Consider the following 12692-nt stretch of genomic DNA (forward strand, 5'->3'; position numbering starts at 1 on the left):
TGGCGCGCACGGTCCCCCGTGCGCGCCACCACCGTCAGCGGTACAGGCGGACGTCCGCGAGGCTCCACCAGTTCCCGGCGGTCGCCGTCGAGGCGATCCGCACGTGCCGCGCGAGCGTCGGGTCGACCGACACGGTGGTCAGCTGACCGGTCGCCTGCCCCTCGGCGATCGTGCGCCACCGTCGACCGTCCAGGCTGACCTCGACCCGGTAGCCCTGGGCGAAGTCGCCGAGGTTGTCGCCGGAGTCGATGGCGACCTGCCGGAACAGGGTCGGCCGACCGAGGTCCACGGCGAGCCACTGACCCGGAGCCTGGGAGGTCCCGCTGGACCAGCGGGTCGAGGCGTCGTCGTCGATCGCCAGGCCGGCATCGGCTGAGGCGAGCGACGCGGTCGCCGTGGCACCCGACAGGTCGAGCTGGCGCGGGACGTCCCGGAGCGCCCGGGAGTCCGGCCAGGTGAACGTCGCCAACGCACCGCCCGGCAGCGTGTACTCGAACGACCGGTCACCGACCGCCACCGCGAAGCTGCGCGGGGCGTCGTTCTCGTTGTGCACGACGAGGGCCGTGGAGCCGTCCGGGTTCCGGAACGCGACGTCCATGATCTGACCGTTCCAGCCCGTGGTGCCGAAGCTGGTGGACGCGACGCGCTGGGCACCGGGCCGGACGAACTTCGCCAGGTGGCCGATCGTGTAGTACTCGGCGTCGGTGCGGACCGTGCCGTCGTCGGCGATGGTCAGCAGGCCGGTGCAGGTGCCGCAGCCCCCCAGGTGCGGGGTGCCGTCCTCGCGCAGGGCGATGTTCCAGTTCACCACCGACTGCGCCCAGTTGCGGGTGGTGCCGATGGCGATCGTGCGGGCGTGCCAGGTGAGCGTGCCGCGGAAGATCTGCTCCGGGGTGTCCGTCGGGCCGTGCGACCCGGAGCACTCGGTGAACCAGATGCCCTTCTTCGGGAACGCCTCGTGCAGCGCGGTCTGGTCGCTCGGGTTGCCGTAGTAGCAGTGGTAGGCCGTGCCGGCGATCCACTTCGCGGCCGGGCCGGAGAGCAGCTGGTACGGGTAGTCGGTGGCGGGGTCCTCGCCCGGCGGGGTGTTCGCCGCGTCGTTGGGGTGCGTCTGCCAGTTGTGGTCGTAGCCGAGGATCTGGGTCCGCGGGCTGGCCTTCTTCAGCAGCGGGCCGAGCGCCAGGATGACCTTCTCCTGCTGCGCGACGGGCATGTCCGTGCCGGGGTAGGCGTCGGGTGTGCGGTTCTGCGGCTCGTTCTGCACCGAGAGGAAGTCGATCGGGACGCCCGCGCGCGTGTACGCCTGGACGAACTTCACGAGGTAGCGGGCGTAGGCGTCGTAGATCGCCGGGTCGTCCTTGAGCCGGCCGCCGACGAGCGAGTCCGTCGTCTTCATCCAGGCCGGCGGGCTCCACGGCGTGGCCATGACCTTGAGGGCCGGGTTGAGGCGCTTGGCCTCGCGCAGCAGCGGGAGGATCTCCGCCTCGTCGTGCGCGATGGAGAAGTGCTCCAGCGGGAAGTCGGTGGCGCCCGGCGCGACATCGTCGAACGTGTAGTGCTCGGCCTCCGCGGTGAAGTCGGACGAGCCGACCGGCTGGCGCAGGAAGCTGACACCGATGCCGGCGCGTCGGTCGAACAGGGACCGCATCGCCTCGTCCCGCGCGGCCGCGGGCAACGCGGACAGCAGGCTCGCCGACGAGTCCGTGATCGACGCCCCGAAGCCGTCCATCGTCTGGAAGCGCTGGCTCGGGTCCACCACGATCGTGGTCAGGTCGCTGCCGCCGCGCTCGAAGGCCACGGGGTCGCGCTGCTGCAGGAGCTCCGCGCGGTCGGGCGTCGTCACCCACACCTGGGCCTGCGCAGGCTCTCGGTCACCCGCCGACGCCGGTCCCGCGAGCCCGACCACCAGGGATCCCACCGCCAGCAGGGACAGGGCTGTTCGTCTCATCGTGTGCTCCTCGCCGAGCGGCTTGTCCACGGCCACGCTGCCGTGAAACACTCTGTAACAGATCGCTCGTATCGGACATACCGTGACCCCGTAGACCTGCTCTGTCAATGAAACGAGATGTAACACCATGGCCCAGAGCAGCGTGCGGCAGATCGCCGCGGACTGCGGGGTGTCCATCGCGACCGTCTCGCGCGTCCTGAACGGGCACACCAACGTCGCTCCGGACACCCGCGCCCGCGTGGAGGCCGCCATCGCCGCGCGGGCCCCCGCCGTGCTGGTGCCGCGCCGGAGCACCATCCCCCGCAGCGGGCCGGTCTTCGTCCGCTGCCCCTACCTGCTGAGCGACTACTTCGGCCTCATCGTCTCCGCGGTGACCGAGACCCTGCGCCTGCAGGACCGGGTGGTCCACCTCGACGCCGGTGAGTCGTCCCAGTCCAGCCACCCGCTGGCCACCCTCGCGGGCTCGGCCGCCGGGGCGATCCTGGTCCTGCCGCCCGAGGATCCCGCGGAGCTGCTCGCCCTGCGCCGGCGGGGGTTCCCGTTCGTCGTCGTCGACCCGCGCACCCGGCCGGGCCCCGACATCGCGTCGGTGTCCGCCGCGCACGTCACCGGCGCGCGCCGCGTCACCGCCCACCTGCTCGAGCTGGGGCACCGTCGCATCGGCGTGATCGCCGGGCCGCAGGAGTGGCTGGCGGGCAGCGACCGGCTCGCTGGCCACCACGCAGCCATGGGCCAGGCGGGCATCCTGTCCGACCCGGCACTGATCCGGCTGGTCCCGCCCACCCTGGAGGAGGGGTTCGAGGCTGCCGGTCACCTGCTGGACCTGCCGGACCGGCCGACCGCGCTGGTCTGCTTCAACGACAAGATCGCGGTGGGCGCGTTGCGTGCCGCCCAGGCGCGCGGGCTCGCCGTCCCGCAGGACCTGTCGATCACGGGTTTCGACGACATCGACATCAGCCGCGCCACCACGCCCGAGCTCACGACCGCGCGCCAGCCGCTCGAGGAGATGGGCCGCACGGCGGTCGCCCTGCTCAGCCGGCTGATGAACCGCGACAAGGTCGAGGCGCTGCACATGGAGCTGGCCACGGAGCTGGTGGTGCGCGGCTCCACCGGCCCGCCCTCGTGACGTCCCTCGATCGGCTCCCCTAGCGTCGTCCCGCCGCTGGGCAAGCGCTTTCTCACAGGGGTTGAGATGCACGTACGACGACGTACAGGCCTGTTCCTTGCCACCTTCGCCGCCCTCACCGTCGCGCTCGGCGGGACGGCGTCGGCGCACGAGAGACCCGACGCCACCGTCGCGCTCGACGGCCGAGGGGACTTCACCAGCGTGCAGGCAGCCATCGACGCCGCTCCCGCGGGTGCCACCGAACCGTGGGTCATCGCCGTGCGGCCGGGGCTGTACCGCGAGCTGGTCAAGGTGCCCGCCACCAAGCCGTTCCTCACGCTCGTCGGCACCGGCCGGCACGCGCAGGACGTCGTCATCGCCTACGACAATGCGAACGGCACGCCCAAGCCCGACGGCTCCGGCCCCTACGGCACGTCCGGGAGCGCGAGCGTCACGCTGGACGGCGCCGACTTCACGGCCCGGAACCTCACGTTCGCCAACCTGTTCGACGAGGCCGCGCACCCGGAGATCACCAACCGGCAGGCCGTCGCGGTCCTCACGCGCGCGGACCGGCTGGTGTTCGACCGCGTCCGGTTCCTCGGCAACCAGGACACCCTCTACGTGAACAGCTCGTCCGCGGCCGTCGTCGCACGCGCCTACCTCCGCGACTGCTACGTCGAGGGGGACGTCGACTTCATCTTCGGCCGTGCCACCGCGGTGTTCGAGGGCGGCCAGGTCCACTCGCTGACCCGCGGCTCGACGACGAACAACGGCTACGTGACCGCGCCGAGCACCATGATCGACAATCCCTACGGGTTCCTGTTCACGCGGGTCCGGTTCACCAGCGACGCGCCCGCCGGCACGGTGTTCCTGGGCCGGCCGTGGCACCCGAGCAACGACCCGGACGCGATCGGGCAGGTGCTGGTCCGCGACTCCTGGATCGGCGACCACGTCGGGCCGGTCGCGTGGGCCGACTTCTCCGGGGGGTGGTCCTGGCGCGACGCCCGGTTCGCCGAGCACCACAACCGCGGACCCGGCGCGCTGGTCACCGACGCCCGCCCGCAGCTCGGCCGCGCCGCGGCTGCTGCGTTTACGGTCCGCGCGTACCTGTCCGGGGCGGACGGCTGGTCACCGACAGGACCCCGCTGAGGAGTCCCATCCGTCAGGCGAGGTAGCTTCCCCAGCGCACGGTGTCCTCGGCGAGCAGGAGGATGTGTCCGTCGTCGCTGCGGTAGGTGGAGATGGCGCCGCGACCGTTCTTGGTGCGTCGGATGTGCGGGCGCCCCGCGACCACCATCCGTGCGACCGTGGCCTCGTCGAACCAGGTGAGGCCGCAGTAGCCGCCGCAGCCGCAGGGGTCCCAGGCGAGCTGCGCGCCGGCCGCCGCCGCGGTGAAGGCGTCGGCGGCGGAGATGTCGCGTGCGGTCCTGCGGTACGTGCGGCCACCGGGCGCGACCACGGTGCCGTCGGCATCGATGCCCGGCTGCACCCGATCAGGAGGAGCGACCTGCGGCGTCGCCTTCACAGCCTCCACGATCGCCCGGAAGGAAGGCTCACGTCGCTGGCTGACCATGCCGGCAGTATCCCGCCGGATCGGACGAGGCCGGGGCCGGACACCCGCCGACGTTCACGGAGGTGTCGTACCGTCGGTGAGGGCTCGGGTGTGCAACGTCGCGCGCCGCGTGGCCAGGAAGCGCTCGGCGCCGGGGTACTTCTCGCCCAGAGACTCGACCGTGAACCCGCAGGAGCGGTAGAAGCCGACCGAGTCCGCGTCGGTCTCGGCTTCGAGGGCCTCCAGCCCGAGCTGCTCGGTCACCTCGTCCACCAGTGCCCGTCCGAAACCTCGGCCGCGGAAGGGCTCGGCGACCGCGATCGCTCGCAGTCTGCCGCGCTCCGCGTCCACGGACACACACGCTGCGGCCACCACGTCGTCGGACCACAGCGCGGTGACCGCCACCGAGCGATCGAGCAGGCGCCCCGCCGCGTCGGCGGTCCCGACGGCGTCGGCAATCAGGGCTGCCACGGCACCCCGGCGCTCCCCGGGGACGGGACCCACGACGACGGTCAGCATCCTGCATCGATCCGCGAGTAGACCAGGGCGTCCGACCGACGCGAGCCCACCTCGCGGAAGCTGCGCAGTCGGCCCTCGAGCTCGAACCCGCAGCGCTCCAGGGTTCGCTGGGACGCGGTGTTCTCGGGGTCCACCCACGCCTCCGCCCGCGCGAACCCGGCCGGGCCGAGCGCCCAGTCGGTGGCCAGGGAGACCGCGCGGCTCGCGTAGCCCCGTCGCCGCTCGCCTGGCACCACCCAGTACCCGATCCCTGCGACGCCGGGCTGAGGGCGTACCTGGACGATCACCAGACCGGCGGCCTCATCCGTGCGGGTGCTCGTGATCGCGAGCGACACGCCCTGCCCGCTCGTCAGCCGCTCGTGCTGGCGGCGGACGAAGGCCAGCCCTTCCTCCGGCGTGTACTCGGGCGGGACCGTCGTGCCGCCGAGGATGTCCTGGGCGGTCGACGCCTGCTCGACGCACGACACGTCGCGCTCGGCCCAGGGGCGCAGCCGGACCGTGCCGTCGTCCAGCGGGTGCGGGTAGGTGAGGTCACTCATGCCGGTACACCGACACGTGCGACCGCGAGTCGGCGGTGAGCTCCGCGCCGGACCAGTCGGCGTGCCGGCTCTCCAGCGCCAGCCCGGCCAGCTGCGCCATGAGGTCCAGCTCGGAGGGCCAGATGTAGCGGTGCGGCGTCCGGCCCAGCTCGGCCTGGCGGCCCTCGTCGAACCGGAAGTGGTGCGAGACCACCCGCTGGTGGAGGACGTCGTAGGTGTCGAGGCCGATGTAGCCGGGCTCGTTCAGCCAGACCGTGGCCTCCACGCCCGGCGGGAGCTTGCGCAGCTCAGGGACCCAGAGCTCGATCACGAAGCAGCCGCCCGAAGCCAGGTGCCGGGCCGCGTTGCGGAAGCAGGCGACCTGCGCCTCCTGCGTGAGCAGGTTGGCGATCGTGTTGAACACCAGGTAGACGAGCGTGAACTCGCCCGGCGCCGTCGCGGTCGCCATGTCACCGAGGACCACGGGGATCGTGTCCTCGTCGACCTTGGTGCGCAGCTGCTCGACCATGTGCGGGGAGAGCTCGATGCCGACCACGGGTACGCCGCGCTCCGCCAGCGGGACGGCGACCCGGCCGGTGCCGATGGCGAGCTCGAGGGCGCGGCCGCCGTCCGCGAGCGCGACGAGCCGGTCGACGGTCGGTCCGAGCACCTCGGGCGCGAACATGCCGGTGCCGGGGGTGTCGTAGCGGCGGGCGGTCTCGGCGTCCCAGAGCAGGTCAGGATCCATCCCGCCGACGATGGCAGCGCCGGACCGGCCCCGTCCACGGCATTGCGCCCCTACGATGCCGCGATGGATCGTGCAGAGCTCGTCGCGTACGTGCGCGCCCAGGGCGACGGCGTCGTGTCGTCGCTCGGCCAGGACGGATCGCCGCAGGCCGCCTACCTGCCGATCACGGCGACCGACCGCGCGGAGCTGGTGTTCGACGCGCGGGCGACGTCCCGCAAGATCGCGAACCTCCGCCGGGACCCGCGGGTCGCGGTCGTCGTCGGGGGTCGCGACGGGACCACGCTGCAGTGCGAGGGCGTCGCCGACCTTCCCGCGGGCACCGAGCGGGAGCTGTGCGCTCGGGCCTACCTCGACGCGTTCCCGCAGTTCGAGGCCTCGCTGTCCGACGACGGCGTGGTGCTCGTGCGGGTCCGGCTGACCTGGGCGCGCTACGGCGACTACCGGCCGGGGTTCTCGTCGTCCGGCGAGGTGCCGCTGCTCACCGTCCGACGCATCCGGGCCGACGAGTGGGCGCTCGCCCGCGCGCTGCGCCTCGACGCGCTCCGTGACGAGGCCGCCGGCATCGCGTTCCTCGAGACCTACGAGCGTGCGGCGGCTGAGCCCGACGAGCTCTTCCAGGACCGCGCGGCTCGCGCGGCCGCCGGGGACGACGTCGTGCAGCTCGTCGCCATCGACGGCGACACGTGGGCCGGCTCCGTGACGGTGATCGTCCAGCGCGCGGGCTCGGTCGACTACCACGGCGTGCCCGTCGAACGCAGCCGCGCGGTCGTCGTCGGCGTCTACGTGCGGCCCGAGCACCGCGGCGACGGGCTCATCGACCGGCTGCTGGACTCGGCCGCGCAGTGGGCGCGTGACCGCGGCTTCGACGAGCTGAGCCTGGGCGTCCACCAGGACAACGCGCGGGCGCAGGGCGCCTACCGTCGAGCCGGCTTCGTCCCGTCCGGCGTCACGTTCACCGGCTCGATCGGCCCCGAGCTCGAGATGGTGCGGCCGCTCTGATCAGGGCTGTCGCCGGTGCACGGTCCAGGCCTCCGCCACGTCCAGGCCCCCGTCCGCCACGCGCCTGAACACGAGCCGGTCGTGCAGCCGGTCGCGACGGCCCGCCCACAGCTCGACCTCGTCGCACGCGATCCGCCACCCGCCCCAGCTGTCCGGGACCGGCACGTCGTCCGGTGAGCCGGTGTCCGGGTAGAGCGCCGCGAAGCGCTCGTACGCCTCCACCAGCGCTGCCCKGTCGGCGATCGGCCGCGACTGCTCCGAGGCCCACGCGCTGATCCGCGAACCCCACGGCCGGGAGACGAAGTACGCGGCGATCTCGTCGCGACCGATGGGCACCGCTCGGCCGCGGAACCGGATGGCGCGGTACATGGCCGGCCAGGTGAGCGACGCAGCGACGGCACCCGTGGCACCGATCTCGCGGCTCTTGGTCGAGCCGAGGTCGGTGACGAACCCTGGACCGGTGTCGTCGAGGAAGCGCATGAGGACCGTGCGGACGTTCGGGAGGCCATCGGCGTCGACCGTGGCGACCGAGAGCGCGACGGGCTCGACGACGTCGCCGCGGTCGGCCTGCCTCGTCTCAGCCTCGGCGACCCACCTGCGCACCTGCTCGAGCGGGGTCGCCGCCAGCTGGTCCTCGCTGAGACCCTCGCCTGAGTACTCGCTCCGCACGACGCGACAGTACGCCGGCATCCATACAGGACTTGTCCTATAGATGACCGGTCCTCTATGGTCGGGGCATGTCCTTGAAGCACGCCGTTCTCGGGTTCCTGTCGATCGCCCCGATGTCCGGCTACGACCTGCGCAAGCACATGGAGGAGTCGGTCGCGCACTTCTGGCCGGCCGACCAGGCGCAGATCTACCGCACCCTGGGGCACCTGGCGGCGGACGGGCTGGTCTCGGTGACGACGATCCCGCAGGAGGGCAAGCCCGACCGCCGCGAGCACGCGATCACCGAGTCGGGGCTGGCGGAGCTCGACGACTGGCTCGCGTCCCCGGTCGAGTACGTGCCGTCGCGCGAGGTGTTCCTGGTTCGGCTGTTCTTCGTCGGCCGGCTCGGCGTCGAGCGCGTCCGGACCGTCCTGCAGGAGCGGGCCGACGAGGCGCGCGAGCTCGCCGCCGTCCTCGAGCAGACCCGGGACGCCAGCGAGCAGGCAGTCGCCGCGGCAGGCATCACGCTCGACCTCGAGATGCGGCTGCGCCTCGCCACGCTGGCCAACGGGCTGGCGCACGCGCGCGCGGAGCTCGACTGGACCCAGAACCTGCTCGCCGAGCTGACCGACTGACCGACCCGCACCCTCACCGACCGCCACCCGGCGGCCGGGCGATGCCCCACGCCCGAAGGAGTCGCGCCATGACCGCCACCACCGCCGCACGCACCGCACGCACCCACCGACCCGCCAGCCGCCGCGGGGTGCTCGTCTACGCCGCCGGCGTCCTGGTCCTCGCCACGATCGGCGGTCTGGTCATGTCCTCGTCCGAGGACCCCGGGACGAGCGCCGGCGCACTCGTGTTCGTCCTCAGCCCACTCCTGCTCGCGGTCGGCCTGCGCACGATCGGCCGGGAGGGCTGGGCCGACGCCGGGCTGCGGCTGGGTCGCGAGCGCGCCTGGTACGCCGTCGCGCTCCTGCTGTTCCCCGTGCTCTTCGCGGTTCCGATCCTGCTCGGTGCACTCACCGGCGACGTGCACGTGGCGCCCGGCGCCGGACCGCGGTTCGCGGCGCTCTTCGCGACCGGCTTCCTCGCCCGCGTGACGTTCGCCGCGTTCGAGGAGCTCGGCTGGCGGGGATACCTGGAGCCGCGGCTCGCCGCGCTCGGCGTGCCACCGCTGCGGCGGCACCTCGCAGTCGGCGTCCTGTGGGCCGTCTGGCACGTGCCGTACATCGTCGCGTTCGGTGACGGCTACACGGACCTGCCGCTGGCGGCGCAGCTCCCGCTGTTCACCGTCGCGGTGCTCGCGATGGCCGTGATCTGGGGCGTCGCCCGTGACCGCACCGGCAGCGTGTGGCCCGCGGTGCTCGGGCACGGGATGGCCAACGCGGTCGCGTTCCCGCTGCTGGCGGCGGACGTGCTCGTCATCGACAGCCCGCTGGTGCACGCTGCGCGCCCGGAGGGACTCCTCGTCCTGCCGCTCCTCGTGCTCACGGCGGTCGTCGTGTTCCGGCGCTGGGGCGGCGCGGTCGGTACTGTCCGGGCATGACGGAGACCGGCGTGACACTGCAGGTCGGGCGCGGGTTCCCGTGGGCGGCCGTCCTGGGCTGGTCCGGCCTCGTGCTCGCCGTCGTGGCAGCCGCCGGCGCCGTCCTCGCGGCAGACGCAGCGATCGACAACGCCCGCGACCCGCAGACCTGGGGCGACCTCGCCGCGGTGGTGATCCTGATGGTCGCGGCCGTCCCTGCGGTCCTCGCTCTGTTCGTCGGGATCGTGCAGGCCGGGCGCGGATGGGGGCCCCGGTGGCGGACTCGCAGCACCGTCGCCCTGGCGTCGCTCGTACCCCTCTGCTTCGCCGCCGTGCTGATCGTTCCCGTCCTGCTCGACCGATAACCCGGTGCCGACGCGACGGGCCAGGCCCTAGGTTGTCGCGATGGAGCAGCCCCCGATCCACTCCCACTACGAGAGCGACTTCGACGAGGACCAGCGCCTGCGCCAGGGACTGGGCCGGTTGGAGCTCGCTCGCGTGCAGGAGATCGTCCGTCGCCACCTGCGCCCGACCTCCCGCGTGCTGGACGTCGGCGGGGCCACCGGCGTGCACGCCGAGTGGCTGCTGGGCGACGGGCACACCGTGCACCTGGTCGACCTCCTGCCCGGGCACGTCGCGCGGGCGACCGAGCAGCTCGGCGTTCACGCGAGGTTCACCGCGACCGTCGGCGACGCCCGCGCCCTCGAGCTGCCGGACGAGTCCGTGGACGCCGTCCTCCTGCTCGGCCCGCTCTACCACCTGACCGACCGCGCCGACCGGCTGGCGGCGTGGCGCGAGGCGCGGCGCGTCGTCGTGCCCGGCGGGGTGGTGATCGCGATGGCGATCTCCCGGTTCGCGTCCCTGTTCGACGGGCTCGCGCAGTCCTACCTGTTCGACCCCGCGTTCCGGGCGATCGTCGCGCAGGACCTCGCAACCGGGGTGCACCAGAACCCCACGGGCGACCCCCGCTGGTTCACGACCGCGTACTTCCACCGCCCGGAGGAGCTGGGCGCGGAGGCGACCGAGGCCGGTCTCGATATCACCGAGACCGTGGGCGTCGAGGGGCTCGCGCACTGGATCCGGGCGATCGCGCCGGCGCTCGACGACGCAGCCGACCGCGAGGTGGTCCTGGACTCCGCGCGCGTGATCGAGGCGGAGCCCAGCCTGCTCGGGCTCAGCTCGCACCTGATCACCGTCGCGACCCGCTTGCACCTCACCTGACGTGAGGGCCTAGCGTCGGGCGCAGCGGCGACGACGACGCGCCGCACGAGTCGAGGAGGCACCATGACCACCTTGGTCCCGTACCTGACCGTGCACGACGCGGCCGCCGCGATCGCGTTCTACGGCGCCGCGTTCGGTGCGCAGGAGACCGGCGAGCGCGACGAGGGCGACGGCCGGATCGGCTTCGCCGAGCTCCGCATCGGGGAGATCGCCTTCTACCTGTCCGACGAGTTCCACGACTACGGCGCCTACGCCCCGGCGACGCTCGGGCACAGCACGTCCGCGATGGTGCTCGGGGTGGACGACGTCGACGCCGTCTACGCGGCCGCGGTCGCCGCCGGGGCGACCGCAGACCGGGAGCCCTCCGACCAGGGCGACGAGAAGCGCGGGTGGCTGGTCGACCCGTTCGGTCACCGCTGGGCGATCCACTCGTCCACGCGCTGACCATGGACGGTGCGTCCTGGCGGGTGGGCGAGCTGGCCGGGGTCTCCCGGGCTGACCGTGCGGACGCTGCACCACGACGACGACATCGGGCTCCTGACCCCGGAGCGCACCGCTCTGGGCGCCGCTGCGGTTCAGGCCGGGGTGAGCTCGAACACCGGGTGGTCCGCGACGTCGGCGACGAACGCGTCCACGGGGTCGGTCCGGTCGGCGGCGAAGTAGGCGCGCGTCGCCGAGGCCACCTGGACGTAGCGGTGGATGACCTGGGCGGCCTCCTGCGGGTCGGTCACCTCCCGCACGGCGTAGGTGCGCACGTCCCGACGCCGAGCCAGCTGCACGCGTCCGGCAGCCCGGGCGTTGTGCACCCAGCCCACCGCGCCGTACGGCGCGACGAGCCACCGCCGGCCGTCCTGGTCCACCGGCGTGACCGGCACCTTCCGAGCCAACCCGGTGGTGCGGCCGCGGGTGATCAGCATCCACGTGTACGGGACGAGGCCTGCCCGCACCAGCGGGAGCATCACCCTGTTCCCGACCGAACGCCACCGACCGGGCGCGTAGGTGCGTCGAGGACGGCGGGCCGCATCGCTCACGTCGTCAGTATCCGCCGCGGGCCTCGAGCACGGCCAGGTCGCGCTCGGCGTACCTGCGGTGCCACCACTCCTCGTTGAGCACGACGAGCAGGCACTCGCGGACCGGGAAGGTCGCGCCCTCGTCGGGCCACCCCGGACCCACCAGCGGCGCGGTCATGCGGTCGAGCTGCTCGTCGGTCAGGTCGTCGACCACCCCGCGCACCACCGCCATCGCGTCGAGTCGCAGGGCGAGCGCCTCGTCGAGCGACGGTCGCGCGTCCCGGTCCCGCGGCACTCCCGGTCGCGGCCGCATCTGGTCCCACGGGAGCGAGAGCGGGTGCCACGGGCTCGGGTCGCCCAGGATCCCGCGCGCCACCCACGACTCGGACGCGAAGGCCAGGTGCCGCAGGGTCTCGATGAACGACCACTCCTGCGCGACCGACTCGTGCAGCAGCTCCGGGGGCAGCCGCCGTGCACGGTCCACCGTCGCGGCCCACAGCCGTTCGTCGACGTCCCACGCCTGCCGGAACCCGTCGGCGGTGGCCGGCCGGAACAGCGGCTTCTCGGGGTGCCGCCGGTCCAGCTCGGCCTCCACCAGCGGGGCGACGTCGATGCCGTTGATGACGAGGCTCTGGACCTCGCCGTCGATGGTCGTGTCCGTGATCTCGACACCGCGCATGACGACCCCGTGGAACCCCACGAAGCGGAACGTGGAGCCGGTGAGGTCCACCATCGTGAACTGTGATCCCTGCAGGTCGGCGTCCTGGAACCGCGAGCCGCGCAGGTCGGAGAGGTCGCTCATACCGGTCAGGCTAGGACCGGGCTCCGACACCGGTCGGGCTCCCAGCGCTACCGGCCACGCGGTCGGCGGCCTACTCTCGGAGGATCCGCCGCAG

The 12692-nt window shown here is 73.0% G+C and carries 16 protein-coding genes; 8 read left to right on the top strand and 8 right to left on the bottom strand.

All coding sequences use genetic code 11. The features are described from left to right. Nucleotides 1-34 precede the first annotated feature (34 nt). Nucleotides 35-1948, bottom strand: a complete 1914-nt coding sequence (locus AC1DXT_RS00885) for a discoidin domain-containing protein (protein WP_477059503.1) — start codon at nucleotides 1946-1948, stop codon at nucleotides 35-37. Between the two features lie 127 nt (nucleotides 1949-2075). Here AC1DXT_RS00885 and AC1DXT_RS00890 point away from each other — a divergent pair, with 127 nt between their 5' ends. Then, on the top strand, nucleotides 2076-3074 hold the full coding sequence (locus tag AC1DXT_RS00890; protein WP_477059504.1) for a LacI family DNA-binding transcriptional regulator: 999 nt from the start codon (nucleotides 2076-2078) through the stop codon (nucleotides 3072-3074). Between the two features lie 66 nt (nucleotides 3075-3140). After that, complete coding sequence (locus tag AC1DXT_RS00895; RefSeq protein WP_477059505.1) at nucleotides 3141-4202, top strand: pectinesterase family protein; 1062 nt, start codon at nucleotides 3141-3143, stop codon at nucleotides 4200-4202. A 13-nt stretch (nucleotides 4203-4215) separates the two neighbouring features. Here the strand turns inward: AC1DXT_RS00895 and AC1DXT_RS00900 are convergent, their stop codons facing one another. From AC1DXT_RS00900 to AC1DXT_RS00915, 4 genes are read right to left on the bottom strand one after another with little or no spacing between them, the layout of a single operon-like run. After that, complete coding sequence (locus tag AC1DXT_RS00900) at nucleotides 4216-4626, bottom strand: hypothetical protein (protein ID WP_477059506.1); 411 nt, start codon at nucleotides 4624-4626, stop codon at nucleotides 4216-4218. 54 nt (nucleotides 4627-4680) lie between these two features. Beyond that, nucleotides 4681-5124 (bottom strand): GNAT family N-acetyltransferase, encoded by a 444-nt coding sequence (locus tag AC1DXT_RS00905; RefSeq protein WP_477059507.1) that lies wholly within the window; start codon nucleotides 5122-5124, stop codon nucleotides 4681-4683. Continuing rightward, nucleotides 5118-5663, bottom strand: a complete 546-nt coding sequence (locus AC1DXT_RS00910; RefSeq protein WP_477059508.1) for a GNAT family N-acetyltransferase — start codon at nucleotides 5661-5663, stop codon at nucleotides 5118-5120. The genes AC1DXT_RS00905 and AC1DXT_RS00910 overlap by 7 nt, the downstream gene beginning before the upstream one ends. Continuing rightward, nucleotides 5656-6390, bottom strand: a complete 735-nt coding sequence (locus AC1DXT_RS00915; RefSeq protein ID WP_477059509.1) for a class I SAM-dependent DNA methyltransferase — start codon at nucleotides 6388-6390, stop codon at nucleotides 5656-5658. Before AC1DXT_RS00915 ends, AC1DXT_RS00910 begins: the two co-directional genes overlap by 8 nt. Before the next feature lie 63 nt (nucleotides 6391-6453). On the opposite strand from AC1DXT_RS00915, the gene AC1DXT_RS00920 reads away from it, so the two are divergent. Continuing rightward, the gene (locus tag AC1DXT_RS00920) at nucleotides 6454-7389 is read left to right on the top strand and encodes a GNAT family N-acetyltransferase (protein WP_477059510.1); all 936 of its coding nucleotides are present in this window, start codon (nucleotides 6454-6456) and stop codon (nucleotides 7387-7389) included. Here AC1DXT_RS00920 and pdxH read toward each other — a convergent pair whose 3' ends face one another. Further along, a complete protein-coding gene (gene pdxH / locus AC1DXT_RS00925; RefSeq protein ID WP_477059511.1) occupies nucleotides 7390-8058 on the bottom strand; it encodes a pyridoxamine 5'-phosphate oxidase in 669 nt (222 codons plus the stop codon). A gap of 68 nt (nucleotides 8059-8126) precedes the next feature. Here pdxH and AC1DXT_RS00930 point away from each other — a divergent pair, with 68 nt between their 5' ends. From AC1DXT_RS00930 to AC1DXT_RS00950, 5 genes are all read left to right on the top strand, one after another. Beyond that, on the top strand, nucleotides 8127-8672 hold the full coding sequence (locus tag AC1DXT_RS00930) for a PadR family transcriptional regulator (RefSeq protein ID WP_477059512.1): 546 nt from the start codon (nucleotides 8127-8129) through the stop codon (nucleotides 8670-8672). 68 nt (nucleotides 8673-8740) lie between these two features. Further along, on the top strand, nucleotides 8741-9586 hold the full coding sequence (locus AC1DXT_RS00935; RefSeq protein ID WP_477059513.1) for a lysostaphin resistance A-like protein: 846 nt from the start codon (nucleotides 8741-8743) through the stop codon (nucleotides 9584-9586). Further along, nucleotides 9583-9930: a hypothetical protein gene (locus tag AC1DXT_RS00940; RefSeq protein WP_477059514.1), complete on the top strand. Its 348-nt coding sequence runs from the start codon at nucleotides 9583-9585 to the stop codon at nucleotides 9928-9930. Before AC1DXT_RS00935 ends, AC1DXT_RS00940 begins: the two co-directional genes overlap by 4 nt. A 40-nt stretch (nucleotides 9931-9970) precedes the next feature. Then, a complete protein-coding gene (locus AC1DXT_RS00945; RefSeq protein WP_477059515.1) occupies nucleotides 9971-10786 on the top strand; it encodes a class I SAM-dependent methyltransferase in 816 nt (271 codons plus the stop codon). A gap of 63 nt (nucleotides 10787-10849) precedes the next feature. After that, the gene (locus AC1DXT_RS00950) at nucleotides 10850-11230 is read left to right on the top strand and encodes a VOC family protein (protein WP_477059516.1); all 381 of its coding nucleotides are present in this window, start codon (nucleotides 10850-10852) and stop codon (nucleotides 11228-11230) included. Between the two features lie 131 nt (nucleotides 11231-11361). Here AC1DXT_RS00950 and AC1DXT_RS00955 read toward each other — a convergent pair whose 3' ends face one another. Both AC1DXT_RS00955 and AC1DXT_RS00960 read right to left on the bottom strand, forming a co-directional pair. Then, complete coding sequence (locus AC1DXT_RS00955) at nucleotides 11362-11817, bottom strand: nitroreductase family deazaflavin-dependent oxidoreductase (RefSeq protein ID WP_477059517.1); 456 nt, start codon at nucleotides 11815-11817, stop codon at nucleotides 11362-11364. A gap of 4 nt (nucleotides 11818-11821) precedes the next feature. Next, nucleotides 11822-12598: a DinB family protein gene (locus tag AC1DXT_RS00960; protein WP_477059518.1), complete on the bottom strand. Its 777-nt coding sequence runs from the start codon at nucleotides 12596-12598 to the stop codon at nucleotides 11822-11824. Between the last annotated feature and the right edge of the window lie 94 nt (nucleotides 12599-12692).

Source organism: Cellulomonas sp. P1_G12_2, assembly GCF_056405535.1.

Bases quoted from the DNA above. Each gene is read 5' to 3' on its own strand.
- AC1DXT_RS00885 (WP_477059503.1), bottom strand. From the start codon at position 1,948: ATGAGACGAACAGCCCTGTCCCTGCTGGCGGTGGGATCCCTGGTGGTC.
- AC1DXT_RS00890 (WP_477059504.1), top strand. From the start codon at position 2,076: ATGGCCCAGAGCAGCGTGCGGCAGATCGCCGCGGACTGCGGGGTGTCC.
- AC1DXT_RS00895 (WP_477059505.1), top strand. From the start codon at position 3,141: ATGCACGTACGACGACGTACAGGCCTGTTCCTTGCCACCTTCGCCGCC.
- AC1DXT_RS00900 (WP_477059506.1), bottom strand. From the start codon at position 4,626: ATGGTCAGCCAGCGACGTGAGCCTTCCTTCCGGGCGATCGTGGAGGCT.
- AC1DXT_RS00905 (WP_477059507.1), bottom strand. From the start codon at position 5,124: ATGCTGACCGTCGTCGTGGGTCCCGTCCCCGGGGAGCGCCGGGGTGCC.
- AC1DXT_RS00910 (WP_477059508.1), bottom strand. From the start codon at position 5,663: ATGAGTGACCTCACCTACCCGCACCCGCTGGACGACGGCACGGTCCGG.
- AC1DXT_RS00915 (WP_477059509.1), bottom strand. From the start codon at position 6,390: ATGGATCCTGACCTGCTCTGGGACGCCGAGACCGCCCGCCGCTACGAC.
- AC1DXT_RS00920 (WP_477059510.1), top strand. From the start codon at position 6,454: ATGGATCGTGCAGAGCTCGTCGCGTACGTGCGCGCCCAGGGCGACGGC.
- AC1DXT_RS00930 (WP_477059512.1), top strand. From the start codon at position 8,127: ATGTCCTTGAAGCACGCCGTTCTCGGGTTCCTGTCGATCGCCCCGATG.
- AC1DXT_RS00935 (WP_477059513.1), top strand. From the start codon at position 8,741: ATGACCGCCACCACCGCCGCACGCACCGCACGCACCCACCGACCCGCC.
- AC1DXT_RS00940 (WP_477059514.1), top strand. From the start codon at position 9,583: ATGACGGAGACCGGCGTGACACTGCAGGTCGGGCGCGGGTTCCCGTGG.
- AC1DXT_RS00945 (WP_477059515.1), top strand. From the start codon at position 9,971: ATGGAGCAGCCCCCGATCCACTCCCACTACGAGAGCGACTTCGACGAG.
- AC1DXT_RS00950 (WP_477059516.1), top strand. From the start codon at position 10,850: ATGACCACCTTGGTCCCGTACCTGACCGTGCACGACGCGGCCGCCGCG.
- AC1DXT_RS00960 (WP_477059518.1), bottom strand. From the start codon at position 12,598: ATGAGCGACCTCTCCGACCTGCGCGGCTCGCGGTTCCAGGACGCCGAC.